The sequence below is a fragment of the Cronobacter sp. HA18006 genome (assembly GCF_011605445.1).
GTDB lineage: Bacteria > Pseudomonadota > Gammaproteobacteria > Enterobacterales > Enterobacteriaceae > Cronobacter > Cronobacter sakazakii.
In genome coordinates this window covers 1,149,588-1,174,299 of sequence record NZ_JAANQB010000011.1, presented here as the reverse complement: position 1 = coordinate 1,174,299, position 24,712 = coordinate 1,149,588, and the positions used below count along the sequence as shown (strand labels likewise).

Here is a 24,712-nt window from a genome sequence, read left to right as displayed (position 1 = left end):
CGCAGACCTGTAAAGGGAGAGCAGGATGATCGTCGGCATCGATCTCGGTACCACCAATAGCCTCGCCGCCGTCTGGCAGGAGGGCAATCCGCGGCTTATCGCTAACGCGCTGGGCGAATGTCTCACGCCGAGCGTCGTCGGCCTGGATGACGAAGGGCGCGTGCTGGTCGGCAAAGCCGCCCGCGAGCGTCTGCACACGCATCCGCATCTCACCACCGCACTTTTCAAACGGCATATGGGCACCGCCTGGACCGTCCGGCTCGGGGGCAAACTGTTCCGCGCTGAAGAACTCTCGGCGCTGGTTTTAAAAAGCCTGAAAGAAGATATCGAGCGCGCCTGCGGCGAGACGGTCACCGAAGCGGTGATAAGCGTGCCGGCGTATTTCAGCGATGCCCAGCGTAAAGCCACGCGTGTCGCGGGCGAACTGGCCGGGCTTCACGTTGAAAAACTGATTAACGAACCGACCGCGGCGGCGCTGGCTTACGGCCTGCATCGCGGCGCAGAAGAGGGCACCTTTCTGGTGTTCGATCTCGGCGGCGGCACGTTTGATGTCTCGGTGCTGGAGCTGTTCGAAGGCGTGATGGAAGTACGCGCCAGCGCTGGCGATAACTTTCTCGGCGGCGAAGATTTCGATCAGGCGCTGATTGACGCCTTCGTGGCGCGCCAGATGGCGGCAGGCGGCCTGCCCGACCCGGCGGCGCACACGCATGCCCTGCGCCGCGAGGCCGAGCGGGTGCGCCATGCGCTTGGCGATCGCCCTGTCGCTACCTTTACGCTGCGTGCCGAAAACCAGACCTGGAGCCAGGATTTTCATCAGGGCGAGCTGAACGATATTTTCGCGCCGCTCCTTACCCGCCTGCGCCTGCCCATTGAGCGCGCGCTGCGCGATGCCCGCATTCGCGTTGCGGATCTCGACGAGATCCTGCTGGTCGGCGGTGCGAGCCGTATGCCTCTGGTTCGCCGCCTGGCCGCCGGGCTGTTTGGCCGCTTCCCGTCGGTGTCGATAAATCCTGACGAGGCGGTCGCGCTTGGTGCGGCCGTGCAGGCGGCGCTGAAAAAACGCGACGCGGCGCTGGAAGAAGTGGTGCTGACGGATGTCTGCCCTTATACGCTTGGCATTGAAACCGTCAAAGCCTTTGGCCGCCATCTTGACGACGGTCACTATCTGCCGGTGATTGAGCGTAACGTGGTGGTGCCGGTGAGCCGGGTAAAAACAGTCTGTACGCTTGCCGATAATCAGACGATGGTAGAGTTTACGCTTTACCAGGGCGAAAGCCGTCTGGTGAAAGACAACATTGCGCTTGGCAAAATGCGCGTGCCGGTGCCGCCGAGACCGGCGGGCGAGGTGTCGCTGGATGTGCGGTTCACCTATGACATCAACGGTATTCTGGAAGCCGAAGTCACGGTGCCGCTCACCGGCGAGCGCCATCAGCTCATTATTGAAAACAACCCTGGCATGCTAACGCCACAAGAGATTGCCGAACGGCTGGCGCAACTGAGCGCGCTGAAAATTCACCCGCGCGAACGCCAGCCCAACACGCATCTGATGGCGCGTCTCGACCGACTGTATCAGGAGACTACTGGCGAGATGCGCGAGGAGATTAGCTATCTCGGGGCACGCTTCCAGCAGGCGCTGGAGAGCCAGGACGACGCGCGCATCGATAAAGCCCGTCAGGAAATAACGCAGCAGGCGGACGCAATCGAAGCCGGGATGTGGCTTTTCTGATGCGCGCACTGGAGATCCTCGGGCTTGAGCCCGGCGCGGACGAGCGCGCCATCAAACGTGCCTACGCCAGGCTTCTGAAGGTGTGTCGCCCGGATGACGATCCGCAAGGCTTTCAGCAACTGCGAGATGCCTACGAAACGGCGCTGGAGCAGGCGCGTCGCGGCGTGGCGGACGGCGATGACGACGCATTCGGCGATGACGATGAGCACGATGACGACACCGACATGGCGGCAGTCGCGCCAGACGCGTGCAGGCAAATTGATGACCCGCTACTGGCGCAGCCTGTAAACGAGCCCGAACCTGCCCCGGCGGAAAGCGCGCCAGCGCCTCCCGCACCGTTGTACACGCCGCCACGCACGACGGCGTTGCTCGACGGGTTAAACGAGGAAAATCTCAACGCCCGCTGGCTGGAGGCGCGCGCGATGGGGGAGTCGCGCGAGTTTGAAGAGGCGGTACTGACGCGCTGCCTGTGGCATCTCGCGCCTGACGAATACGCCTTCGTCGCACAGGCGCAGGCGCGCTTTGAGTGGCTGACGCCGGGCCAGCGCGTGGCGACTGACGAATCGCAGCAGAACCGGTTACGCCATGTGCTGCTCACCCCTTACGCCGAAGAGATGCGGGCGGCGCTGGAAGAGGGGAAGGATGCCCGCTATCTGGCCTGCCTGCGCGCGCTGGCGAATTCCCCGTGGCTGCAAAGCTATGACGGACAGCGCCAGTTGCAGCGCCTTGCACTGTCGCTGCTGGACGCGCAGCCTGAGTGGTCGCCAGAGCGCTTTGCCGCACTTTGCAGGCTGTTTCACTGGGATGAAACGCGCGGCGAGCGGCCAGATCTGCCGGACTTGTGGGCGCAGGTTATCGCCCGCGACGAAGAAGAAGCGCTTTTTGTTGAGCTTACGGCAAAGCACGACGCGGCAGAGGACAGCCCGGCGCACCGGGCGGCGCAAATGGTATTGCGCGTGCAGGATGAAGACGCTCGTATGCTGGCCGGGCTCGACTACACCGATGAAGACTGGCAGGCCTGCGGCAGGCTGACCGACCAGCTGGAAATTGGCCATCCGGCGCTCATCCCGCGCTTTGCGGGCGCGGATATCCACGCGTGGCAACAGACGTACCACAAACTTAATGAAGCGCACGGACCGATGATGCGTAGTCTCTGGCTGGTCGGCATGATGATGGCGACGTTTGGCTGGATGCTGCCCGCAGTGTATGACGGCACTATCACTCCGTTGGGCGTGGTGCTCCGTGTGCTGGTGGCGCCCGTGGTGGCGATGGTGGTGGGTATTTTCCCGCTGGTTTTATGGCGGGGACTGGCCCGGCCCTTCTCGGACAGAGATGCAGCGCTGAGCGAGCGGCTGCTGCCGCGGTTTATCTACTCCCGGCGGCGCAAGCGCTGGCGGCTGTTCGCGCATGTGATCCCGTTCTGCGTCGTCAGCGTCGTTATCGCGCTGGTCTGCGGCAGGCTGGCGATGTGGATTTTCGTGGTCGTGACGCTGCTGCTGGCCTGGACAGATCTCTGGCGTTATCCCGGCGCGCTGCGGCGGTTTCGCCAGAAACGTGCGCCTCTGCGCGGCGGACGTCTGAAGCTTGTCCTGCTGGCGCTGCTGTTTTTCGCCATCGTCACCGGCGTGCGCGCGTTGTTGCAAGCGTGATACTCAAAACGACCTGCGCTGCGATAGCCCGGCCTCGCCGGGCTGTTCGCTTTTCAGGCAACCGGCGCGCTGCCGCCTGGCTTATTTTGCGATTTATTTGCCAGACTTCTCAGGTAATTGTTTATGTTGAGGAGGAACTATGGGCTTACTGAATTTTGTAAAAGAAGCGGGCGAAAAAATCTGGGACAGCGTTTCCGGGCATAACGACGCGGCGGCACAGAACGCCAAAGTGCAGGAACACCTCAAGAAAACCGGTATCCCGGATGCCGATAAAGTTCAGGTGCAGGTGGATGACGGCAAAGCGACCGTGACCGGGCAAGGCTTAAGCCAGGAAGCGAAAGAGAAAATCCTGGTGGCTGTCGGCAATATCGCGGGCATCGGGCATGTCGATGACAATGTCGCGGTGGCGACCCCGGCACCGGAAAGCCAGTTCTACACGGTGAAAAAAGGCGACACCCTCAGCGCTATCTCGAAAGAAGTTTATGGCGATGCGAATCAATACCCAAAAATCTTTGAAGCCAATAAACCGATGCTGACCAGCCCGGAAAAAATCTATCCGGGCCAGGTGTTGCGTATTCCGAAGTAAAAAACGTCTCCCGCACGTCAGGTGCGGGAGAACACATCAGGGTTTGCGTGCGATAAGCACGGCGCGCAGCGGGGCAGGGTAGCCTTCGCGGGTTTTGGTGGCGTCATGGGGATCGAGGAAATCCGCCAGCGACTCCGTTTCCATCCAGGCGGTGCGGCGCTGCTCTTCCACGGTCGTGACCGAGAAATCGGCGATTTTCACATCCACAAAACCGCACTTCTCCAGCCAGTTTTTCAGCGCGGGCGCGGAGGGAATAAAGTAGACGTTGCGCATCTGCGCGTAGCGCTCGCCCGGCACCAGCACGGTGTTTTCATCGCCTTCCACCACCAGCGTTTCCAGCACCAGTTCGCCGTCTTTCACCAGCTGATCTTTAAGCTGCCAGAGGTGATCCAGCGGTGAGCGGCGGTGGTAAAGCACGCCCATCGAAAAGACGGTGTCGAACGCGTTCAGCGCGGGCATCTGCTCAATGCCAAGCGGCAGCACGTGGGCGCGATTGTCACCGCCTAAAAGCTTACGCACCGCCTCAAACTGGCACAGGAAAAGCTGCGTCGGGTCGATGCCGACCGCGAGCTGCGCGCCCGCGCCGACCATACGCCACAGGTGATAACCGCTACCGCAGCCGACATCCAGAATGGTGCGCCCGGCAAGCGGCGTGATATGCGGCAGCACGCGGTCCCATTTGAGATCGGAGCGCCACTCGGTGTCGATGTCGATACCGTAGAGCGAGAACGGCCCTTTACGCCACGGCATCAGCGTGCGCAGCAGCTGTTCGATGCGCTTGCGCTGGCCGTCGCTGAGCGGCTCGGCGCTCTGCGCGCTGACGCTGTGCAGCAGATCAAGCTGGTCCGGCACCAGCGCAGGCAGATTATCGAGGGAATTTTTCCACTGCTTAAACTGGCCGTGCAGGGCGTCGCGCTGCCAGGCCGCGACCTGGGCGGGCAGGGTTTCCAGCCAGTGGGCAAGCGGCCCGCAGGCGATCTGCTGATAAAATTTGCCGAAATCGATCATGTCGCGCTCCCGCCTTTCACCGCCACCAGCGAGCCGAAGTTAAAGCACTGGAACCAGAGTTCGCTGTGTTCAAACCCGGCCTTACGCAGGCGCGCTTTGTGGGTTTCCACGGAATCGGTAAGCATCACGTTTTCCAGCATGCTGCGCTTCTGGCTGATCTCCAGCTCGCTATAGCCGTTCGCGCGTTTGAAATCGTGATGCATGTTGAACAGCAGTTCGCCCACCACGCTGTCTTCAAAGCTGAACTTCTCCGACAGCACCAGCGCGCCGCCAGGGTTCAGGCCCTGACAGATGTTATTGAGCAGCAGCTGGCGGTCGTCCGGGTTCAGGAACTGGAGCGTAAAGTTCAGCACCACCATAGAGGCGTTCTCAATGGTGATATTGCGGATATCGTCCTCAATCACCTCGACCGGCGTCTGCGCTTTGAACGCGTCAATATGGCGGCGGCAGCGCTCCACCATGGCGGGCGAATTATCCACCGCGATGATTTTGCAGCCGTCGTGATGCACGTTGCGGCGCACCGAGAGCGTGGCGGCACCGAGCGAACAGCCGAGGTCGTAAACCTGGCTTGCGGGCTGGACAAAGCGCTCCGCCAGCATGCCAATCATAGAGATGATATTGGAGTAGCCCGGCACGGAACGCTGGATCATATCGGGGAAGACTTCAGCCACCCGCTCATCGAAAGTCCAGTCGCCCAGACGGGCGATGGGCGCGGAGAACAGCGTGTCGCGATTTGACATAGCGTAAATCCTGGGGAAAACGAAAGGGGCGTATTTTGCGCTAATGAAACGAGAAAACCAACTCCCAGGGCATATACCAGATGTTGGCCAGCACCATCATCAGCAGGGCGATATAGGTCGCGCTCATGCCGCTACGCCGCCAGCGCAACAGGCGATGATGATAGCCGTAGTAATGCATCAGACGACCAACCAGCAGCAACAGGCCGCAGACGTGCAGCATCCAGTTCTGCGCGCCGTTCATCTCCATAAACAGCAGCAGTAACAGGCCGATGGGCAGATACTCCACCGCGTTGCCGTGAATGCGGATAGCGCTTTGCAGCTCGCTGAAACCGCCATCGCCATAGGCGACGCGGTACTGCATGCGCAGACGAACTACATCGAAAGAGAACTTCATCAACAACAACGCACCCAGAACCGCATAAAGCGCGCTTACCATAGAAACTCCGTTTAACGCTGTTAATGGCGCCTTTATGATAGCGTGGCGCGGCCCGGTTGTCGCTGCCCTAAAAGAGGGTGTCCTGATGCGGGATGGCGGGTTCGTCGCCAAGCGTCGGCAGCGCCTCGCGAAGCGCGGGCCAGAGCGTGTGTACCAGCTCCGGCGCATGCTCGATATCCGGCGTATGAAGAAAGAGGTAAGGCGTCGTGGTCTGCTGCCACTGCGCGAGTTTGGCAAGCCAGACCGTAAAAAATTCCGCGTTTTGCGCCATATCGTCGCTGCCGATAAACCGCACCATTGGATGCTGCGCCGTGACGAGCGCATGCACCGGCACTTTGGGCTTTTTCCGCTGCGCGTCGATGACCGCCGGGCTGTGCGGAAGGGCGGCGTGTACCGGGCGGCTGTCGAGCATCACGCGGTTAACGCCGCGCGCGATAAGCCCGCGGTTGAGCGAAAGCTCCGCCTCGCCTTTGGCGAAGAAATCGGGGTGGCGTACTTCTACGCCATACGTAAAGTTACCCGGCAGGGTATCGAGAAACGCCCATAACGCAGGCAGATCGCGCGGGCCGAACGCCGCAGGCAGTTGCAGCCAGTACTGACCGATACGGCCTTCCAGCGGCGCCATGCGCGCGAAAAACTCGGCGGTTAAATCGTCGCAGTGGCGCAGCGCGGCGTTATGCGAAATGGTGGCCGGGAATTTAAAACAGAAGCGGAAATCATCGTGGGTCTGCGCGTGCCAGCGCTCGACGATCTCCGCTTTCGGCAGCGCGTACAGCGTGGTGTTGCCTTCGACACAGTTAAAGTGGCGGGCGTAATCCTCAAGCGATGTAATGCCAAGCCGCACCCATTTCGGGTGCGACCATTGCGGCAGACCAAGATAAATCATAGGGCTGCGAGGATCTCCTCAGTGGAACGCACCCGTCCGAGGCGCGGGAAAATATGCGTCATGCTGCCGTTGTGCTGGTCGGCGTCGGCGGCGGAGCAGGCGTCTTCGGCGACGACCAACTCAAAGCCCATCTCCCAGGCGTTGCGCGCGGTGGATTCCACGCCAATGTTGGTGGAGATGCCGCACAGAATAATCGTCGTGATGCCGCGACGACGTAATTGTAGCTCCAGATCGGTGCCGTAGAAGGCGCCCCACTGGCGTTTGGTCACTTCGATGTCGGTGTCGCGTTTGCCAAGCGCCACCGGATAGTGCCACCACTCGTCCGGCAACGTATGCCCGGCAATCGGCGCGTCGACGGGCTGCTTCAACGCTTCGCTGAAATCTTTCGACCAGCCGACACGCACCATCACGACCGGCGCGCCGACCGCGCGGCATTTCTCCGCAAGCCTTGCGGCGCGGGCCACAACGTCGTCGGCGCTGTGCGGGCCGCCGGCAAAGGGCAGGATCCCTTCCTGTAAATCAATGACCACCAGCGCGGTCGTCGCGGGATTAAGCGTTAACATAGAGACTCCCCTTGATTGTTGGTTTTGGATGAGTACCTTACTGGCGTCGTGAGCCGGACGGTTGTCTATTTTTGTTAAATTTTGTGAGAAGCGCCAGTTTACGCACAGCAATCGCGCGGGCGCGCGGCTTCGGGCTTATCGCGGCGCGGAATTTCCAGTATAATAGCCCCCTTTTTTCATCCAGTAGTGACATTCAGCCAAAGCTGCGACAGTGGTGCCTGCAGGGCAGGCGACAAACGGCCTGCGGCTAAATTAAGGGATATCTCATGCGTACAGAATATTGCGGGCAGCTCAATCTGTCCCACGTCGGACAGCAAGTGACTCTGTGTGGTTGGGTCAACCGTCGTCGCGATCTCGGCAGTCTGATTTTTATCGACATGCGCGATCGTGAAGGCATCGTTCAGGTGTTTTTCGACCCGGATCGCGCCGACGCCTTCAGCCTCGCCTCTGAACTGCGTAATGAGTTCTGCATTCAAATCACCGGGACCGTGCGCGCGCGCGACGAGAAAAACGTCAACCGCGATATGGCGACCGGCGAAGTGGAAGTGTTCGCCACCGAACTGACCATCATCAACCGCGCCGAGCCGCTGCCGCTTGACTCCAATCAGGTCAACAGCGAAGAAGCGCGTCTGAAATACCGCTATCTCGACCTGCGTCGCCCGGAAATGGCCCAGCGCCTGAAAACCCGCGCGAAAATCACCAGTTTCGTGCGCCGCTTTATGGATGACCACGGCTTCCTCGACATCGAAACCCCGATGCTGACCAAAGCCACGCCGGAAGGCGCGCGCGACTATCTCGTGCCGTCTCGCGTGCATAAAGGCAAGTTCTACGCGCTGCCGCAGTCTCCGCAGCTTTTCAAACAGCTGCTGATGATGTCCGGCTTCGATCGCTACTATCAGATCGTTAAATGCTTCCGCGACGAAGACCTGCGCGCTGACCGTCAGCCTGAATTCACCCAGATCGACGTCGAAACCTCCTTCATGACCGCGCCGCAGGTGCGTGAAGTGATGGAAAAACTGATCCGTCAACTGTGGCTGGAAGTCAAAGGCGTGGATCTGGGCGAGTTCCCGGTCATGACCTTCGCCGAAGCCGAGCGCCGCTACGGCTCCGATAAACCGGATCTGCGTAACCCGATGGAGCTGGTGGACGTGGCCGATCTGCTGAAAACCGTAGAGTTCGCGGTTTTCGCAGGCCCGGCTAACGATCCGAAAGGCCGCGTCGCCGCGCTGCGCGTACCGGGCGGTGCCCAGCTCAGCCGCAAGCAGATTGACGACTACGGCAACTTCGTCAAAATTTACGGGGCTAAAGGGCTTGCGTATATCAAAATCAACGAGCGCGCGAAGGGCCTCGACGGCATTAACAGCCCGGTCGCTAAATTCCTGAACGCGGAGATCGTTGAAGCCATTCTTGAGCGCACCGGCGCGCAGGACGGCGACATGATTTTCTTCGGCGCCGACAACAAAAAAGTGGTCGCCGACGCGCTGGGCGCGCTGCGCCTGAAGCTTGGTAAAGACCTGAGCCTGACCGACGAAGCCAAATGGGCGCCGCTGTGGGTTATCGACTTCCCGATGTTTGAAGACGACGGCGAAGGCGGCCTGAGCGCGATGCACCATCCGTTTACCGCGCCGAAAGACATGACCGCGGAAGAGCTTAAAGCGGCACCGGAAGACGCGGTGGCGAACGCCTACGATATGGTTATCAACGGTTATGAAGTGGGCGGCGGCTCGGTGCGTATCCACCGTGGCGAAATGCAGCAGACTGTGTTTGGCATTCTGGGCATTAACGAGCATGAGCAGCGCGAGAAATTCGGCTTCCTCCTGGACGCGCTGAAATTCGGTACGCCGCCGCACGCGGGCCTGGCGTTTGGTCTTGACCGTCTGACCATGCTGCTGACCGGCACGGATAACATCCGCGATGTCATCGCCTTCCCGAAAACCACGGCGGCTGCCTGTCTGATGACCGAAGCGCCGAGCTTCGCAAACCCGACAGCGCTGGCTGAGCTGGGCATCGAAGTTGTGAAAAAAGCGTCGCCGGAGAATAAGTAATATGCATTATAAGCGCCCTGTTTCTGTGCTAGTGGTGATTTACGCCGAGGACACGAAACGGGTGCTCATGTTGCAGCGGCGCGACGATCCTGATTTCTGGCAGTCGGTCACCGGCAGCCTGGAAGAGGGGGAAACCGCGCCGCAGGCCGCCGCGCGCGAAGTAAAGGAAGAGGTCTCTATTGACGTTGCTTCAGAGCAACTGACCTTGATGGACTGTCAGCGCACGGTGGAGTTTGAAATTTTCAGTCATTTACGTCATCGCTATGCGCCGGGGATTATGCGTAATACGGAGTCATGGTTCTGTCTGGCGCTGCCGACGGAGCGGGAGATCGTGTTCACCGAACACCTGACCTACCGCTGGGTGGACGCCCCCGAGGCGGCCGCGCTCACCAAGTCCTGGAGCAACCGGCAGGCGATTGAAGAATTTGTTATTAACGCCGCCTGAAAAGGCGCGCTTTCTGGAGATATTTTTATGGCAGGTCATAGTAAATGGGCCAACACCAAACACCGCAAAGCGGCACAGGATGCCAAGCGCGGTAAAATCTTCACTAAAATTATCCGCGAGCTGGTGACCGCGGCGCGTCTGGGCGGCGGCGATCCGGGCTCTAACCCGCGTCTGCGCGCGGCTATCGATAAAGCGCTGTCCAATAACATGACGCGCGACACCCTGAACCGCGCTATCGCGCGCGGCGTTGGCGGTGACGAAGACGCGAACATGGAAACCATCATTTATGAAGGTTACGGCCCTGGCGGCACCGCGGTGATGGTGGAATGTCTCTCTGATAACCGTAACCGTACCGTTGCAGAAGTGCGTCACGCCTTCAGCAAATGCGGCGGCAACCTCGGCACCGATGGTTCCGTGGCGTACCTGTTCAGCAAAAAAGGCGTTATCTCCTTCGAAGCGGGCGACGAAGACACCATTATGGAAGCCGCGCTGGAAGCGGGCGCTGAAGATGTCGTGACCTATGACGACGGCGCTATCGACGTCTACACCGCCTGGGAAGAGATGGGCGCGGTACGTGACGCGCTGGAAGCGGCAGGGCTTAAAGCCGACAACGCGGAAGTCTCTATGATCCCGTCCACCAAAGCGGATATGGACGCGGAAACCGCGCCGAAACTGCTGCGTCTTATCGACATGCTGGAAGACTGCGACGACGTGCAGGAGGTTTACCACAACGGTGAGATCTCCGACGAGGTTGCGGCGACCCTGTGATACCCGCCATGTTTCAGACTGCGGGCGGCCACGTCCGCAGTCTGATATCTTCTTGTATTCCCGCAGGCTTTTTCTCAGGAGACGCGCCATGAGTATTATTCTGGGCATCGACCCGGGGTCGCGCGTCACCGGTTACGGCGTGATTCGCCAGACCGGACGTCAGCTGACCTATCTTGGCAGCGGCTGTATCCGCACCAGCGTCACGGATTTGCCTTCACGCCTGAAGCTTATCTACGCGGGCGTCAGCGAAATCATCACGCAGTTTCGTCCTGACTATTTCGCCATCGAGCAGGTCTTTATGGCGAAAAACGCCGATTCGGCGTTAAAACTCGGGCAGGCCCGCGGCGCGGCGATTGTCGCGGCGGTGAATCACGATCTGCCGGTGTTTGAATACGCGGCGCGACAGGTGAAGCAAACGGTGGTGGGCATCGGCAGCGCTGAAAAAAGCCAGGTGCAGCATATGGTGCGCACGCTGCTGAAACTCTCCGCCAACCCGCAGGCGGATGCGGCGGATGCGCTCGCTATCGCTATTACCCATTGTCACGTCAGCCAGAACGCGACGCAGGTCAGCGAATCGCGCCTGAACCTGGCGCGCGGGCGGCTTCGTTAACGGAAACTGACGTTACCGTTCCTTTGCGAGACGCCTCGCAACGGTCAGTTCTCTCATCGCCACGGCGATTTCTCGACTGGATATCTGTCCAGCTTTTTTTATATTATAGCCAGCAACTTTCTTAAGCCCCACGCAGGAGCGCAACGTGATAGGCAGACTCAGAGGCATCGTACTGGAAAAACAGCCCCCGCTGGTGTTACTGGAGGCGGGCGGCGTCGGTTATGAAGTCCATATGCCGATGACCTGCTTTTATGAATTGCCGGAAACCGGCAAAGAGGCGGTGGTCTTCACCCATTTTGTCGTGCGTGAAGACGCGCAGTTACTGTTCGGCTTTAATAACAAACAAGAGCGCACGCTTTTTCGCGAGCTGATCAAGGTCAACGGCGTCGGCCCGAAACTGGCGCTGGCGATCCTCTCCGGTATGTCGGCCCAGCAGTTCGTGAACGCGGTTGAGCGCGAAGAGCCTGCCGCGCTGGTCAAACTGCCGGGCATCGGCAAGAAAACCGCCGAACGTCTGGTGGTGGAGATGAAAGACCGCTTCAAAGGCCTGCATGGCGATCTCTTCACGCCAGCGGCCGATCTGGTGCTGACGTCGCCTGCAAGCCCAGCGGTGGATGACGCCGAGGCGGAAGCCGTTGCCGCGCTGGTGTCGCTGGGTTATAAACCTCAGGAAGCCAGCCGTATGGTCAGTAAAGTCGCACAGGCGGATGCGAGCAGCGAAACGCTGATTCGCGAAGCGCTGCGCGCGGCATTGTGAGGTAGAGGATGATTGAAGCAGACCGCCTGGTGGCGCCGGGCAGCGTTGTGGCAGAAGAGGTGGCCGATCGCGCCATTCGCCCCAAATTACTCGAAGAGTACATCGGCCAGCCGCAGGTGCGTTCCCAGATGGAGATTTTTATCCAGGCGGCGAAGCTGCGCGGCGATGCGCTCGATCATCTGCTGATTTTCGGCCCGCCGGGGCTTGGGAAAACCACGCTCGCCAATATCGTCGCCAACGAAATGGGCGTCAACCTGCGCACCACCTCCGGGCCGGTGCTGGAAAAGGCGGGCGATCTGGCGGCGATGCTCACCAATCTTGAGCCGCACGACGTTCTGTTTATCGATGAAATCCATCGTCTCTCGCCCGTGGTCGAAGAGGTGCTCTATCCGGCGATGGAAGATTACCAGCTCGATATCATGATTGGCGAAGGCCCGGCGGCGCGCTCGATCAAAATCGATTTACCGCCGTTTACGCTGATTGGCGCGACGACACGCGCCGGCTCGCTTACTTCGCCGCTGCGCGACCGCTTCGGTATCGTGCAGCGCCTGGAGTTCTACCAGGTCGCCGATTTACAGCATATTGTCAGCCGCAGCGCGCGCCATATGGGGCTTGAGATGAATGACGAAGCCTCGCTGGAAGTGGCGAAACGTTCGCGCGGCACGCCGCGTATCGCTAACCGCCTGCTGCGTCGCGTGCGCGATTTCGCCGAGGTGCGCCACGACGGCGTTATCAATCAGCACGTAGCGTCTCAGGCGCTGGATATGCTTAATGTCGATGCCGAAGGCTTTGACTATATGGACCGCAAGCTGCTGCTGGCGGTAATCGACAAATTCTTTGGCGGCCCGGTGGGGCTCGACAACCTGGCGGCCGCTATCGGCGAAGAGCGCGAAACCATCGAAGATGTGCTGGAGCCCTTCCTCATTCAGCAGGGCTTTTTGCAGCGCACGCCGCGCGGAAGAATGGCAACCACCCGCGCGTGGAACCATTTCGGCATCACGCCGCCGCAGATGCCGTGACATCTCGGATTTGAGTGAAGGCTACGTACAAAAAAAGCGCCCTCAGGGCGCTTTTTTGTTAACCATTTCACCGCGCAGCCCGCGTCAGGCTGGCGGACGCTTCGCCATGCTGAAAATAAACAGCAGCGCGGCGCACAGCACCACCGAAGGGCCGGCAGGCGTGTCGTAAAAGGCGGAGAACGTCAGGCCACCCGTGACCGCCACCATGCCAAGTCCGACCGCAATGCCCGCCATCTGCTCAGGCGTACGGGCAAAACGGCGCGCGGTTGCCGCCGGGATAATCAACAGTGACGTGATAATCAGCGCCCCGACAAACTTCATCGCCACGCCAATCGTCAGCGCCGTCACCATCATCAGCAGGATTTTGACGCGCTGTAACGGCACGCCGTCCACAAAGGCGAGATCGGGGCTGATGGTCATGGAGAGTAAATTCCGCCACTGCCAGCACAGCACGCCGAGCACGACGGCGACACCCAGCCCGACGGAGAGCAGATCGGCAGGCGTCACCGCCAGCAGATCGCCGAACAGGTAGGCCATTAAATCGACGCGGATATTGCCCATCAGGCTCACCACAACAAGACCGAGCGACAGCGCGCTGTGCGCCATAATGCCAAGCAGCGTGTCTATCGCCAGATGCGGGCGCTTCTCAAGCCAGACCAGCCCGCCCGCCAGCAGCAGCGTGACCACAATCACCGCGTAGAACGGGTTGACATCCAGCAGAAGCCCGAAAGCGACGCCGAGGAGCGAGGCATGCGCCAGCGTATCGCCAAAATAAGACATCCGACGCCAGACCACGAACGAGCCCAGCGGGCCTGCGGCGCAGGCCAGCAGCATTCCGGCCATCCAGCCGGGAAGCAGAAGTTCAATCATAACGAGCCATTTCCCTTGCGCAGAATAATCCGTCCCTGCAAATCGTGACGGTGGTTATGGTGATGACGGTAAATTCCCAGCTGTTCTGCGCCGCGCGGGCCAAACATCGAGATAAATTCGGGGTGCATGGAAACCACTTCCGGCGTGCCGGAGCAGCAGATGTGATGATTCAGACACAACACTTCATCTGTTTTGGCCATCACCAGATGCAAATCGTGCGACACCATCAGCACGCCGCAATTGAGTTCATTACGCAACTGGTTGATTAAATCATACAGCGCCACCTGGCCGTTGACGTCCACGCCCTGGGTGGGTTCATCAAGCACCAGCAATTGCGGCGCATTCAGCAGCGCGCGCGCCAGCAGCACGCGCTGGGTTTCACCGCCGGAGAGTTTTTGCATCGGCGCGTCGATAAGATGCCCGGCCTGGACGCGCCTGAGCGCAGGCAGGATATCCGCTTTACGTGTGCCGGGGCGCAGACGCATGAAACGACTGACCGTGAGCGGCAGCGTGGCGTCGAGATGCAGCTTTTGCGGCACATAACCGATGCGCAGCTGGCGCTCGCGCTTGATAACCCCTTCATCGGGTGCTACCAGCCCGAGAACCACTCTGACCAGCGTCGATTTTCCGGCACCATTCGGGCCAAGCAGCGTCAGGATGCGTCCGCCAGTGAGGGTTAAAGAAATGTCAGATAAAACGCGGCGTTGCCCGAAGGAGACGCTAACATTCTGAAGCGATACAAGATTAGTCATGGCAATTTAGTGATTGCAGAAGTTTTCGAATGTTATAATATCACACTTCCAACATTCATAACGATGATAAGTCGCATTATGTTACATAAAAATACGCTTCTTTGCGCTGCACTCAGTGCAGCAATCCTGGGTGGTGCAGCCAGCAGCGCTCAGGCCGCCGTAGTCGCTTCGCTTAAGCCGGTAGGCTTTATCGCTTCCGCCATCGCAGATGGCGTTACGCCCACCGAAGTTCTGCTGCCAGACGGCGCTTCAGAGCATGATTACGCGCTGCGCCCTTCCGATGTTAAACGCTTACAGAAAGCGGATTTAGTGGTCTGGATCGGGCCCGATATGGAAGCCTTTATGGATAAATCCGTGAAGGCGTTACCGGCGCAAAAAAATCTGGCGCTAAGCGAGCTTGCGTCTGTGAAACCGCTTCTGATGAAAGGCGCTGATGATGACGATGATGATCATGACGAACATGCGCATCAGGGTGCAGAAAGTGACGAACATCACCATCATGGCGATTATAACATGCACATCTGGCTGTCGCCGGAAATCGCCCGGGCGTCGGCGGTTGCAATCCACGAAAAATTAGTGGAACTTATGCCGCAAAGCAAAGCCAAACTGGACGCCAACCTCCAGCGCTTCGAGGCCGAACTGGCCCGGACAGACAAACAGGTGGCGAACGAGCTGGCACCGCTGAAAGGGAAAGGATACTTCGTTTTTCATGACGCTTACGGCTATTACGAAAAACATTACGGCCTGACATCGCTCGGCCATTTTACCGTGAATCCCGAAATCCAGCCCGGTGCGCAGCGTTTACATGAAATAAGAACAGAGTTGGTTGAGCAAAAAGCCGAGTGCGTTTTTGCTGAGCCACAGTTCAGGCCGGCGGTGATTGAAGCCGTTGCCAAGGGTACGAAAGTTCGAATGGGAACGCTCGACCCGCTGGGAACGTCTGTCAGCCTGGGTAAGGACAGCTACATGCAGTTTCTGACTCAGTTATCTAACCAATATGCCAGCTGCCTGAAAGGAGATTAACGAGGAAGTGGATACGTGCAACAGATAGCCCGCTCTGTCGCCCTGGCATTTAACAACCTGCCACGACCCCATCGCGTTATGCTGGGGTCTCTTACAGTTCTCACACTCGCGGTCGCCGTCTGGCGGCCGTACATTTACCACCCCGAATCGGAATCAGCGCCCGTCGTAAAAACCATTGAGCTGCGCAAGAGCGAGATCCGCTCTCTGCTGCCGGAGGCGAGCGAACCTATCGATCAGGCCGCACCAGAAGATGACGAAGCTATCCCGCAGGATGAGCTTGACGATAAAACCGCCGGTGAAGCCGGGGTGCATGAATATGTGGTTTCCACTGGCGATACCTTAAGCAGCGTACTGAACCAGTACGGTATCGATATGGGGGATATCAGCCAGCTCGCGTCGGTCGATAAAGACCTGCGTAACCTTAAAATCGGCCAGCAGATCTCCTGGACGCTCACCGACAGCGGCGAATTACAGCGCCTGACCTGGGAGATGTCGCGCCGCGAAACCCGCACCTATGACCGCACGCCTGCAGGCGGCTTCAAAATGAGTAGCGAAGTGCAGCAGGGCGACTGGGTGAACAACGTGCTGAAAGGCACCGTGGGCGGCAGCTTTGTTGCCAGCGCCAAAGAGGCGGGCCTCACCAGCGCGGAAATCAGCGCCGTCATCAAAGCGATGCAGTGGCAGATGGACTTCCGTAAGCTGAAAAAAGGCGATGAGTTCTCGGTGCTGATGTCGCGCGAAATGCTCGACGGCAAGCGTGAACAGAGCCAGTTGCTCGGCGTTCGTCTGCGTTCCTCCGGCAAAGATTATTATGCGATCCGCGCCGAAGACGGCAAATTCTACGACCGCAACGGCTCGGGGCTTGCCAAAGGCTTTATGCGCTTCCCGACGTCGCGTCAGTTCCGCGTTTCATCGAACTTCAACCCGCGTCGTCTGAACCCGGTAACGGGGCGCGTGGCACCGCATAAAGGTGTCGATTTCGCGATGCCGCAGGGTACGCCGGTACTGGCGGTGGGCGATGGCGAGGTGGTGATGGCCAAGCGTAGCGGGGCGGCGGGCTATTATGTCGCTATCCGTCACGGCCGCACCTATACCACCCGCTATATGCACCTGAAAAAGCTGCTGGTGAAACCGGGCCAGAAAGTGAAACGCGGCGATCGCATCGCGCTTTCCGGTAACACCGGGCGTTCCACCGGCCCGCATCTCCATTATGAAATCTGGATCAACCAGCAGGCCGTTAACCCGCTGACCGCCAAGCTGCCGCGCTCTGAAGGCCTGACCGGCTCCGATCGCAGCGACTTCCTGGCGAAGGTCAAAGAAGTGGTGCCGCAACTGACGCTTGATTAAAAGCGCGGCAATTCACAGCCGGTGCCTTCGCGCGCCGGCTTTTTATTTTGTCTGGCGGTCCTGCCGCCGCTAAACTCCTTCATTATTTTCTCTTTTGATTACCTGGCTCTGGCCTGAGAACCGTCATGGACACAAAAAAAACAAAAAGTGAATACATTCCCGAATTCGAGCGCGCGTTCCTGCACCCGCGCTACTGGGGCGCCTGGCTCGGAATTGGCGCCTGTGCGGCACTCGCCCTGACGCCGCCGTCTTTTCGCGATCCGCTGCTCGGTAAACTCGGCCGGCTGGCGGGAAAATTCGGTCAAAGTGCCCGTCGTCGTGCCCGCATCAACCTGTTTTACTGCTTCCCTGAGCTCTCCGAGGCGCAGCGCGAAGCGATTATCGATAATATGTTCGCCACCGCGCCGCAGGCGATGGTGTTTATGGCCGAACTGGCGCTGCGTGGCCCGGAAAAAGTCTTAAACCGCGTTGACTGGCACGGTGAAGCATTTCTTAACGAGCTGCTGGCGAACAAAGAAAATGTCATTTTGCTCGTCCCTCACGGCTGGGGCGTCGATATTCCGGCGATGCTGCTGGCCTCGCGCGGCGTGCGCATGGCGGCGATGTTCCATCATCAGGGTAACCGGCTGTTAGATTATGTCTGGAACACCGTGCGCAGGCGTTTTGGCGGGCGTTTACATCCCCGCCAGGACGGCATCAAACCGTTTATTAAATCGGTGCGCGAAGGCTACTGGGGTTACTATCTGCCGGATGAGGATCACGGACCAGAGCAGAGCGAATTTGTTGATTTTTTCGCAACCTATAAAGCAACGCTCCCGGCAGTGGGCCGCCTGATGAAAGTCTGTAACGCGCGAGTGATCCCGCTCTTCCCGGTTTATAACGCTAAAACGCACCGTCTTGATGTGCTGATACGTCCGCCAATGGATGATCTCGCAAACGCCGATGACGTGACGCTGGCGCGCCGTATGAACGAAGAGGTGGAACATTTCGTCGGCCCGCACCCTGAGCAATACACCTGGATCCTTAAACTTCTGAAAACGCGTAAAGCAGGCGAGACTGAGCCGTATCGCCGCAAGGATCTCTATCCGAAATAAAAAAGCCGCTCAGAGCGAGCGGCTTAAATAGTGAGAAAAGGGGCACAGGCCCTTTTTTTATGGCGTTTAGTCGACGGTCAGCACGCGTGTGGTGTTGGTGCTGCCGGTGGTGCCCATCATGTCACCCTGGGTAACGATAACCAGATCGCCAGTCACCAGATAACCTTTGTCACGCAGCAGGTTAACGGCATCCTGCGCCGCCGCCACGCCGTCGTTGGCGCTGTCGAAATAAACCGGCGTCACGCCGCGATAAAGCGCGGTCAGGTTCAGGGTGCGTTCATGGCGGGACATGGCGAAAATCGGCAGGCCGGAGCTGATACGCGAGGTCATCAGCGCGGTGCGACCTGATTCAGTCATGGTGATAATCGCGCTTACGCCTTTCAGGTGGTTGGCCGCGTACATGGCCGACATCGCAATCGCTTCTTCAACGTTATCAAACTCCACATCCAGGCGGTGTTTAGAAACGTTGATGCTCGGGATTTTCTCCGCCCCGAGGCAGACGCGCGCCATCGCTGAAACGGTTTCTGCCGGGTACTGGCCTGCGGCGGTTTCCGCCGACAGCATCACGGCGTCGGTGCCGTCCAGCACAGCGTTCGCCACGTCCATGACTTCAGCACGGGTTGGCATCGGGTTGGTAATCATCGACTCCATCATCTGGGTCGCGGTGATGACGGCACGATTCAGCTTACGGGCACGACGAATAAGGGTTTTCTGGATGCCGACCAGCTCCGGATCGCCGATTTCAACGCCCAGGTCGCCACGCGCAACCATCACGACATCAGACGCCAGAATAATGTCATCCATCGCTTCGTTGCTGCATACCGCTTCGGCGCGCTCGACTTTGGCGCAAATTTTCGCGTCACAGCCCGCGTCGCGTGCGAGACGGCGAGCGTAGTTCAGATCTTCGCCGCAGCGCGGGAAGGAGACGGCCAGATAATCCACGCCGATTTTCGCCGCGGTGATGATGTCGGCTTTATCTTTTTCGGTCAGCGCTTCAGCGGAAAGCCCGCCACCCAGCTTGTTGATACCTTTGTTATTCGACAACGGGCCGCCGACGGTGACTTCGGTGAAGACTTTCATGCCCTGGACTTCAAGGACTTTCAGCTGTACGCGGCCGTCGTCCAGCAGGAGGATATCGCCTGGCACCACGTCCGCCGGCAGGCCTTTATAGTCGATACCGACTTTTTCTTTATCGCCTTCGCCTTTGCCGAGGTTGGCGTCGAGCAGGAATTTATCGCCAATGTTGAGGAAAACTTTGCCTTCTTTAAAGGTAGAGACGCGAATTTTCGGTCCCTGTAAGTCGCCGAGAATAGCGACGTGACGTCCCAGTTTGGCCGCGATCTCGCGGACTTTATCAGCGCGAAGCTGATGATCTTCCGGCGTCCCGTGCGAGAAGTTCATACGCACTACGTTCGCGCCAGCGGCGATAATTTTTTCGAGGTTATTATCGCGGTCAGTAGCCGGGCCTAACGTGGTCACGATTTTGGTTCTGCGAAGCCGTCTGGACATGTATTACTCCGTTGACTGAAACAACTTTGGTGTTGCGTGAACATAAATTCGGCGCGGTGGCCTGTTTCGAATAGAGACACAAACCATAACCGAATGGCTTTGTAAGTTACAACTTTGTTATAAAAATGATTACTGGTCGTCAGAAACCAGTAAGCCCTTATCAAAACGCGATTCCTTGAGCGCTTCTTTGACTCGCTTCAAGTTATCCCGGAATTTTGCCCCGCGACGCAGCGTAAACCCCGTCGCCAGCACATCGATGACGGTCAGCTGCGCAAGCCGTGAAACCATCGGCATATAGATGTCGGTATCTTCCGGCACGTCCAGCAGCAGAGCGAGACTCGCTTCCCGGGCAAGCGGCGACCCACGAGAAGTGATGGCCAGCACCAGCGCGTCGTTGTCGCGGGCAAGACGCGCCAGCTCCACCAGACTTTTCGTGCGCCCCGTGTGAGAAATCAGCACCACCACGTCATCGGCGCCGCCATTCATGCAGCTCATACGCTGCACGACAATATCGTCGGAATAGACGACAGGCACATTAAAACGGAAGAACTTATTCATCGCGTCATGCGCCACGGCCGCCGACGATCCCAGACCAAAAAACGCGATTTTCTTCGCCTGGGTGAGCATATCCACGGCCCGGTTCACCGTCGCCATATCGAGCGACTGGCGCACGTGATCGAGGCTTGCCATCGCGGATTCAAAAATTTTCGTGGTATAGGCTTCGACACTGTCATCTTCATCGACGTTGCGATTCACATACGGCGTGCCGTTGGCGAGACTCTGGGCCAGATGCAGTTTAAAATCAGGAAAGCCTTTGGTCTCAAGGCTCCGGCAGAAGCGGTTGACGGTCGGCTCGCTGACGCCCGCTTCGCTTGCAAGCGTCGCGATACTCGAATGCATCGCCTGTGCAGGCGATTCCAGAATCACTTCAGCGACTTTGCGTTCAGATTTACTCAGATGTTCCAGTTGCGACTGGATCTTTTCCAGCATGTTCATTGCTAACATGAGACCCGCAGAGAGCGTCATTTCACACGATTGGGAAACGACGATGAGTTTTATCGAGAATATACTCCTGATAGTACAGGTGCAGGCTGGCTGAAAAAGACAATGTTGTTGTTTTTTTTCATAACATGATCGCGGTCTGATTTTGTTATGGCATCGGTGGCGGAAAAAGCGCCAGCCGGGCGCAGTGGGCCACTTTCAGAGCGATCGCCGGGTTGCATGATGCTTTAGTCATCAACGCCAGACGCTTAGGAGTATCCTGAAAGACCTAAAAGCAGTAGAGTGCAGTGTAAGAAAATTACAATGATGACCTGTCCCGACAGGGATTCCGAAACGAGGAGAAAGACATGGCGGTAACGCAAACAGCGCAGGCGTGCGACTTAGTGATTTTCGGCGCCAAAGGCGATCTGGCGCGCCGAAAACTGTTGCCTTCCCTGTATCAGCTGGAAAAAGCGGGCCAAATCCATCCGGATACCCGCATTCTGGGGGTAGGCCGCGCGGACTGGGATAAAGCAGCCTATACCAAAGTCGTCCGTGAAGCGCTTGAAACCTTCATGAAAGAAAAAATCGACGAAGCCCTGTGGGACACCTTAAGCGGCCGTCTCGATTTTTGTAATCTGGATGTCAACGACACCGCCGCGTTTACTCGTCTCGGCAAAATGCTGGATCAGAAAAACCGCGTCACCATTAACTACTTCGCCATGCCGCCAAGCACTTTTGGCGCGATTTGCGAAGGCCTGGGGGCGGCGAAACTTAACGCCAAACCGGCGCGCGTGGTAATGGAAAAACCGCTTGGCACCTCGCTTGAAACCTCCCGCGAGATTAACGACCAGGTCGGTAAATTCTTCGAAGAGTGCCAGGTCTACCGTATCGACCACTACCTCGGTAAAGAGACGGTGCTGAACCTGCTGGCGCTGCGCTTCGCCAACTCGCTGTTCGTCAACAACTGGGACAACCGCACTATCGATCACGTGGAAATCACCGTGGCCGAAGAAGTGGGCATCGAAGGCCGCTGGGGCTATTTCGATCAGGCGGGCCAGATGCGCGACATGATCCAGAACCACCTGCTGCAAATCCTCTGCATGATTGCGATGTCGCCGCCGTCTGACCTGACTGCCGACAGCATTCGCGACGAAAAAGTGAAAGTGCTGCGCTCGCTGCGCCGTATCGACCGCTCCAACGTGCGTGAGAAAACCGTGCGTGGCCAGTACACCGCGGGTTTCGCGCAGGGCAAAAAAGTGCCGGGTTATCTGGAAGAAGAGGGCGCTAACAAAACCAGCCATACGGAAACGTTTGTGGCTATCCGCGTGGATATCGACAACTGGCGCTGGGCGGGCGTGCCGTTCTACCTGCGTACCGGTAAACGTCTTCCGACCAAATGCTCTGAAGTCGTGGTCTATTTCAAAACGCCGGAGCTGAACCTGTTTAAAGACTCCTGGCAGGATCTGCCGCAGAACAAGCTCACTATCCGTCTGCAGCCAGACGAAGGCGTGGATATCCAGGTGCTGAACAAAGTGCCGGGGCTTGATCACAAGCACAACCTGCAAACCACCAAGCTGGATCTGAGCTACTCAGAGACCTTTAACGAAAGCCACCTGGCCGATGCCTACGAGCGTCTGCTGCTCGAAACCATGCGCGGTATTCAGGCGCTGTTCGTGCGTCGCGATGAAGTGGAAGAGGCCTGGAAATGGGTCGACTCCATCACCGAAGCCTGGGCGGCGGACAACGACGCGCCGAAACCGTATCAGGCCGGCACCTGGGGCCCTGTCGCCTCGGTCGCGATGATTACCCGCGACGGTCGTTCCTGGAACGAGTTCGAGTAATCGACCGGTACGGAGGAGTGTTACTTTACCGGTAACATGATCCGAAACAGGTGTTGTGTAAAAAATTCTTTTTTAAAGCCCCGTCTGGATTCACCAGCGGGGCTTTTTTCATTACACTGGCTGAAGCGATTTTGCTCTTATGAGGCGCGGCTGGCACGTATACGTGATAACCCCGCGGCGTTGCGCAACGCCTGAAAAGGCGGCCTCAGGCAGACATAACAGAGAGGACTTTTTATGCATCCTGAATTGTTACGGGTAACAAAACGTATTGCCGAACGCTCTCGTGCCACGCGAGAAGCTTATCTTGCCCGCATTGAGCAGGCGAAGAGCCAGACGGTCCATCGCGCCAGCCTCGCCTGCGGTAATCTGGCGCACGGCTTTGCCGCCTGCCAGCCGGATGACAAAGCGGCGCTGAAAAGCATGCTGCGTAACAATATCGGCATCATTACCTCCTATAACGACATGCTCTCCGCGCATCAGCCTTACGAAACCTACCCACAGCAGATCCGCGAGGCGCTACACAGCGTCGGCGCGGTGGCACAGGTAGCGGGCGGCGTGCCTGCCATGTGCGATGGCGTGACGCAGGGGCAGGACGGTATGGAGCTGTCGCTGCTGAGCCGCGAAGTGATCGCCATGTCGGCGGCGGTGGGGCTGTCGCACAATATGTTCGATGGCGCGCTCTATCTCGGCGTGTGCGACAAAATCGTGCCGGGGCTGGTAATGGCGGCACTTTCTTTCGGGCATCTGCCTGCCGTGTTTATCCCGTCGGGGCCGATGTCGAGCGGCCTGCCGAACAAAGAGAAAGTGCGCATTCGCCAGCTTTATGCCGAAGGCAAAGTGGATCGCGCGGCGCTGCTGGAATCCGAAGCCGCGTCCTATCATGAGCCGGGCACCTGCACATTTTACGGCACCGCCAACACCAACCAGATGGTCATTGAATTTATGGGGATGCAGCTGCCGGGCTCCTCGTTTGTTCACCCGGACGCGCCGCTGCGCCACGCGCTGACCGCCGCGGCCGCGCGCCAGGTGACGCGCCTTACCGGCAACGGTAACGAGTGGATGCCGCTTGGCAAACTGGTGGATGAAAAAGTGGTGGTCAACGGTATCGTGGCGCTACTCGCCACCGGCGGGTCCACCAACCATACGATGCATCTGGTGGCGATGGCGCGCGCGGCGGGCATCATCATCAACTGGGACGACTTCTCCGAGATCTCAGACGTCGTGCCGCTGCTGGCGCGTCTCTATCCGAACGGCCCGGCGGATATCAACCATTTCCAGGCCGCGGGCGGCGTACCGGTACTGATGCGCGAGCTGCTGAAAGGCGGTCTGTTGCATGAAGATGTCAACACCGTAGCGGGCTTTGGCCTTACGCGCTACACCCAGGAGCCGTGGCTTGATAACGGCGAACTCGCGTGGCGCGACGGGGCACAGGCTTCGCTGGATGACGCTATCATCGCCACTATCGATAAACCGTTCTCGAAGCATGGCGGCACCAAAGTGCTGAGCGGCAATCTGGGCCGCGCGGTGATGAAAACCTCTGCGGTGCCGGTGGAAAACCAGGTGGTGGAAGCGCCTGCCGTGGTGTTCGAAAGCCAGCACGACGTACTGCCTGCCTTTGAAGCCGGTCTGCTGGATCGTGACTGCGTGATAGTCGTGCGCCACCAGGGGCCAAAAGCGAACGGTATGCCAGAATTACATAAACTTATGCCGCCGCTTGGTGTATTATTGGACCGCTGTTTCAAAATTGCATTGGTCACGGACGGTCGCCTTTCCGGTGCCTCGGGGAAAGTGCCTTCGGCCATCCACGTGACGCCCGAAGCATACGACGGCGGGCTGCTCGCGAAAGTGCGCGACGGCGACCTCATTCGCGTCAACGGCCAGACCGGCGAACTGACGCTGCTGGTAGATGACGCCGAACTGGCGCAGCGTGAGCCGCACCATCCGGATCTCAGCGCCCAGCGCGTGGGAACGGGGCGCGAGCTGTTCGGCGCGCTGCGTGAAAACTTGTCCGGGGCCGAGCAGGGCGCGACCTGCATCGAATTTTAACTGTCAGG

Annotated in this window: 23 protein-coding genes; 14 read left to right on the top strand and 9 right to left on the bottom strand. The window is 58.7% G+C overall.

Going from position 1 to position 24,712, the window contains the following annotated elements; genetic code table 11:
* Nucleotides 1-25: 25 nt before the first annotated feature.
* From G9X48_RS07305 to lysM, 3 genes are all read left to right on the top strand, one after another.
* The gene (locus G9X48_RS07305; RefSeq protein ID WP_038880177.1) at nucleotides 26-1,726 is read left to right on the top strand and encodes a molecular chaperone HscC; all 1,701 of its coding nucleotides are present in this window, start codon (nucleotides 26-28) and stop codon (nucleotides 1,724-1,726) included.
* Complete coding sequence (locus G9X48_RS07300) at nucleotides 1,726-3,375, top strand: hypothetical protein (protein WP_097641392.1); 1,650 nt, start codon at nucleotides 1,726-1,728, stop codon at nucleotides 3,373-3,375. Before G9X48_RS07305 ends, G9X48_RS07300 begins: the two co-directional genes overlap by 1 nt.
* 139 nt (nucleotides 3,376-3,514) lie before the next feature.
* Nucleotides 3,515-3,961 (top strand): peptidoglycan-binding protein LysM, encoded by a 447-nt coding sequence (gene lysM, locus G9X48_RS07295; protein ID WP_004386298.1) that lies wholly within the window; start codon nucleotides 3,515-3,517, stop codon nucleotides 3,959-3,961.
* Between the two features lie 36 nt (nucleotides 3,962-3,997).
* Here lysM and cmoB read toward each other — a convergent pair whose 3' ends face one another.
* The 5 genes from cmoB to G9X48_RS07270 all read right to left on the bottom strand — a co-directional run bounded on the left by cmoB (nucleotide 3,998) and on the right by G9X48_RS07270 (nucleotide 7,594).
* Nucleotides 3,998-4,969, bottom strand: a complete 972-nt coding sequence (cmoB, locus tag G9X48_RS07290) for a tRNA 5-methoxyuridine(34)/uridine 5-oxyacetic acid(34) synthase CmoB (RefSeq protein ID WP_054625163.1) — start codon at nucleotides 4,967-4,969, stop codon at nucleotides 3,998-4,000.
* On the bottom strand, nucleotides 4,966-5,709 hold the full coding sequence (gene cmoA / locus G9X48_RS07285) for a carboxy-S-adenosyl-L-methionine synthase CmoA (protein WP_069681991.1): 744 nt from the start codon (nucleotides 5,707-5,709) through the stop codon (nucleotides 4,966-4,968). Before cmoA ends, cmoB begins: the two co-directional genes overlap by 4 nt.
* Nucleotides 5,710-5,749: 40 nt before the next feature.
* Nucleotides 5,750-6,145, bottom strand: a complete 396-nt coding sequence (locus tag G9X48_RS07280) for an MAPEG family protein (protein WP_004386301.1) — start codon at nucleotides 6,143-6,145, stop codon at nucleotides 5,750-5,752.
* A gap of 67 nt (nucleotides 6,146-6,212) precedes the next feature.
* Nucleotides 6,213-7,031 carry a DUF72 domain-containing protein gene (locus tag G9X48_RS07275; RefSeq protein WP_007868670.1) on the bottom strand — a complete coding sequence of 273 codons (819 nt, stop codon included), beginning with the start codon at nucleotides 7,029-7,031 and terminating at the stop codon, nucleotides 6,213-6,215.
* Nucleotides 7,028-7,594, bottom strand: coding sequence for a hydrolase (locus tag G9X48_RS07270; protein ID WP_004386303.1), 567 nt, complete (start codon nucleotides 7,592-7,594; stop codon nucleotides 7,028-7,030). Before G9X48_RS07270 ends, G9X48_RS07275 begins: the two co-directional genes overlap by 4 nt.
* 266 nt (nucleotides 7,595-7,860) lie before the next feature.
* On the opposite strand from G9X48_RS07270, the gene aspS reads away from it, so the two are divergent.
* From aspS to ruvB, 6 genes are all read left to right on the top strand, one after another.
* The gene (gene aspS / locus G9X48_RS07265) at nucleotides 7,861-9,639 is read left to right on the top strand and encodes an aspartate--tRNA ligase (RefSeq protein WP_097641393.1); all 1,779 of its coding nucleotides are present in this window, start codon (nucleotides 7,861-7,863) and stop codon (nucleotides 9,637-9,639) included.
* Nucleotides 9,632-10,084, top strand: coding sequence for a dihydroneopterin triphosphate diphosphatase (gene nudB, locus G9X48_RS07260; RefSeq protein ID WP_124753091.1), 453 nt, complete (start codon nucleotides 9,632-9,634; stop codon nucleotides 10,082-10,084). Before aspS ends, nudB begins: the two co-directional genes overlap by 8 nt.
* Before the next feature lie 27 nt (nucleotides 10,085-10,111).
* Nucleotides 10,112-10,852 (top strand): YebC/PmpR family DNA-binding transcriptional regulator, encoded by a 741-nt coding sequence (locus tag G9X48_RS07255; RefSeq protein WP_004384823.1) that lies wholly within the window; start codon nucleotides 10,112-10,114, stop codon nucleotides 10,850-10,852.
* Between the two features lie 88 nt (nucleotides 10,853-10,940).
* The gene (gene ruvC, locus G9X48_RS07250) at nucleotides 10,941-11,462 is read left to right on the top strand and encodes a crossover junction endodeoxyribonuclease RuvC (RefSeq protein WP_007900724.1); all 522 of its coding nucleotides are present in this window, start codon (nucleotides 10,941-10,943) and stop codon (nucleotides 11,460-11,462) included.
* A gap of 145 nt (nucleotides 11,463-11,607) precedes the next feature.
* Nucleotides 11,608-12,219, top strand: coding sequence for a Holliday junction branch migration protein RuvA (gene ruvA / locus G9X48_RS07245; protein ID WP_004384824.1), 612 nt, complete (start codon nucleotides 11,608-11,610; stop codon nucleotides 12,217-12,219).
* Between the two features lie 8 nt (nucleotides 12,220-12,227).
* A complete protein-coding gene (ruvB, locus tag G9X48_RS07240) occupies nucleotides 12,228-13,238 on the top strand; it encodes a Holliday junction branch migration DNA helicase RuvB (RefSeq protein WP_004384825.1) in 1,011 nt (336 codons plus the stop codon).
* Nucleotides 13,239-13,322: 84 nt separating this feature from the next.
* Here the strand turns inward: ruvB and znuB are convergent, their stop codons facing one another.
* Together znuB and znuC are read right to left on the bottom strand one after the other, a co-directional pair.
* Nucleotides 13,323-14,108 (bottom strand): zinc ABC transporter permease subunit ZnuB, encoded by a 786-nt coding sequence (znuB, locus tag G9X48_RS07235; protein ID WP_007868656.1) that lies wholly within the window; start codon nucleotides 14,106-14,108, stop codon nucleotides 13,323-13,325.
* Nucleotides 14,105-14,860 (bottom strand): zinc ABC transporter ATP-binding protein ZnuC, encoded by a 756-nt coding sequence (znuC, locus tag G9X48_RS07230; protein ID WP_004384827.1) that lies wholly within the window; start codon nucleotides 14,858-14,860, stop codon nucleotides 14,105-14,107. Before znuC ends, znuB begins: the two co-directional genes overlap by 4 nt.
* A 78-nt stretch (nucleotides 14,861-14,938) precedes the next feature.
* Here znuC and znuA point away from each other — a divergent pair, with 78 nt between their 5' ends.
* The 3 genes from znuA (at nucleotide 14,939) to lpxM (ending at nucleotide 18,324) form a co-directional block, all read left to right on the top strand.
* A complete protein-coding gene (gene znuA, locus G9X48_RS07225) occupies nucleotides 14,939-15,883 on the top strand; it encodes a zinc ABC transporter substrate-binding protein ZnuA (protein ID WP_133115866.1) in 945 nt (314 codons plus the stop codon).
* Nucleotides 15,884-15,898: 15 nt separating this feature from the next.
* Nucleotides 15,899-17,230 (top strand): murein DD-endopeptidase MepM, encoded by a 1,332-nt coding sequence (mepM, locus tag G9X48_RS07220; RefSeq protein ID WP_007850827.1) that lies wholly within the window; start codon nucleotides 15,899-15,901, stop codon nucleotides 17,228-17,230.
* A 125-nt stretch (nucleotides 17,231-17,355) separates the two neighbouring features.
* Entirely contained in the window at nucleotides 17,356-18,324 is a 969-nt protein-coding gene (lpxM, locus tag G9X48_RS07215; protein ID WP_097641396.1) for a lauroyl-Kdo(2)-lipid IV(A) myristoyltransferase, read from the top strand.
* A 66-nt stretch (nucleotides 18,325-18,390) separates the two neighbouring features.
* Here lpxM and pyk read toward each other — a convergent pair whose 3' ends face one another.
* The gene (gene pyk, locus G9X48_RS07210) at nucleotides 18,391-19,833 is read right to left on the bottom strand and encodes a pyruvate kinase (protein ID WP_007868646.1); all 1,443 of its coding nucleotides are present in this window, start codon (nucleotides 19,831-19,833) and stop codon (nucleotides 18,391-18,393) included.
* Nucleotides 19,834-19,962: 129 nt separating this feature from the next.
* Nucleotides 19,963-20,829 (bottom strand): MurR/RpiR family transcriptional regulator, encoded by an 867-nt coding sequence (locus G9X48_RS07205; RefSeq protein WP_097641397.1) that lies wholly within the window; start codon nucleotides 20,827-20,829, stop codon nucleotides 19,963-19,965.
* Nucleotides 20,830-21,182: 353 nt separating this feature from the next.
* On the opposite strand from G9X48_RS07205, the gene zwf reads away from it, so the two are divergent.
* The gene (gene zwf / locus G9X48_RS07200; RefSeq protein ID WP_004384833.1) at nucleotides 21,183-22,658 is read left to right on the top strand and encodes a glucose-6-phosphate dehydrogenase; all 1,476 of its coding nucleotides are present in this window, start codon (nucleotides 21,183-21,185) and stop codon (nucleotides 22,656-22,658) included.
* 234 nt (nucleotides 22,659-22,892) lie between these two features.
* The gene (gene edd, locus G9X48_RS07195; RefSeq protein WP_097641398.1) at nucleotides 22,893-24,704 is read left to right on the top strand and encodes a phosphogluconate dehydratase; all 1,812 of its coding nucleotides are present in this window, start codon (nucleotides 22,893-22,895) and stop codon (nucleotides 24,702-24,704) included.
* Nucleotides 24,705-24,712 lie beyond the last annotated feature (8 nt).

Bases quoted from the DNA above. Each gene is read 5' to 3' on its own strand.
- G9X48_RS07305 (WP_038880177.1), top strand. From the start codon at position 26: ATGATCGTCGGCATCGATCTCGGTACCACCAATAGCCTCGCCGCCGTC.
- G9X48_RS07300 (WP_097641392.1), top strand. From the start codon at position 1,726: ATGCGCGCACTGGAGATCCTCGGGCTTGAGCCCGGCGCGGACGAGCGC.
- lysM (WP_004386298.1), top strand. From the start codon at position 3,515: ATGGGCTTACTGAATTTTGTAAAAGAAGCGGGCGAAAAAATCTGGGAC.
- cmoB (WP_054625163.1), bottom strand. From the start codon at position 4,969: ATGATCGATTTCGGCAAATTTTATCAGCAGATCGCCTGCGGGCCGCTT.
- cmoA (WP_069681991.1), bottom strand. From the start codon at position 5,709: ATGTCAAATCGCGACACGCTGTTCTCCGCGCCCATCGCCCGTCTGGGC.
- G9X48_RS07280 (WP_004386301.1), bottom strand. From the start codon at position 6,145: ATGGTAAGCGCGCTTTATGCGGTTCTGGGTGCGTTGTTGTTGATGAAG.
- G9X48_RS07275 (WP_007868670.1), bottom strand. From the start codon at position 7,031: ATGATTTATCTTGGTCTGCCGCAATGGTCGCACCCGAAATGGGTGCGG.
- G9X48_RS07270 (WP_004386303.1), bottom strand. From the start codon at position 7,594: ATGTTAACGCTTAATCCCGCGACGACCGCGCTGGTGGTCATTGATTTA.
- aspS (WP_097641393.1), top strand. From the start codon at position 7,861: ATGCGTACAGAATATTGCGGGCAGCTCAATCTGTCCCACGTCGGACAG.
- G9X48_RS07255 (WP_004384823.1), top strand. From the start codon at position 10,112: ATGGCAGGTCATAGTAAATGGGCCAACACCAAACACCGCAAAGCGGCA.
- ruvC (WP_007900724.1), top strand. From the start codon at position 10,941: ATGAGTATTATTCTGGGCATCGACCCGGGGTCGCGCGTCACCGGTTAC.
- ruvB (WP_004384825.1), top strand. From the start codon at position 12,228: ATGATTGAAGCAGACCGCCTGGTGGCGCCGGGCAGCGTTGTGGCAGAA.
- znuB (WP_007868656.1), bottom strand. From the start codon at position 14,108: ATGATTGAACTTCTGCTTCCCGGCTGGATGGCCGGAATGCTGCTGGCC.
- znuC (WP_004384827.1), bottom strand. From the start codon at position 14,860: ATGACTAATCTTGTATCGCTTCAGAATGTTAGCGTCTCCTTCGGGCAA.
- znuA (WP_133115866.1), top strand. From the start codon at position 14,939: ATGTTACATAAAAATACGCTTCTTTGCGCTGCACTCAGTGCAGCAATC.
- lpxM (WP_097641396.1), top strand. From the start codon at position 17,356: ATGGACACAAAAAAAACAAAAAGTGAATACATTCCCGAATTCGAGCGC.
- pyk (WP_007868646.1), bottom strand. From the start codon at position 19,833: ATGTCCAGACGGCTTCGCAGAACCAAAATCGTGACCACGTTAGGCCCG.
- G9X48_RS07205 (WP_097641397.1), bottom strand. From the start codon at position 20,829: ATGAACATGCTGGAAAAGATCCAGTCGCAACTGGAACATCTGAGTAAA.
- zwf (WP_004384833.1), top strand. From the start codon at position 21,183: ATGGCGGTAACGCAAACAGCGCAGGCGTGCGACTTAGTGATTTTCGGC.
- edd (WP_097641398.1), top strand. From the start codon at position 22,893: ATGCATCCTGAATTGTTACGGGTAACAAAACGTATTGCCGAACGCTCT.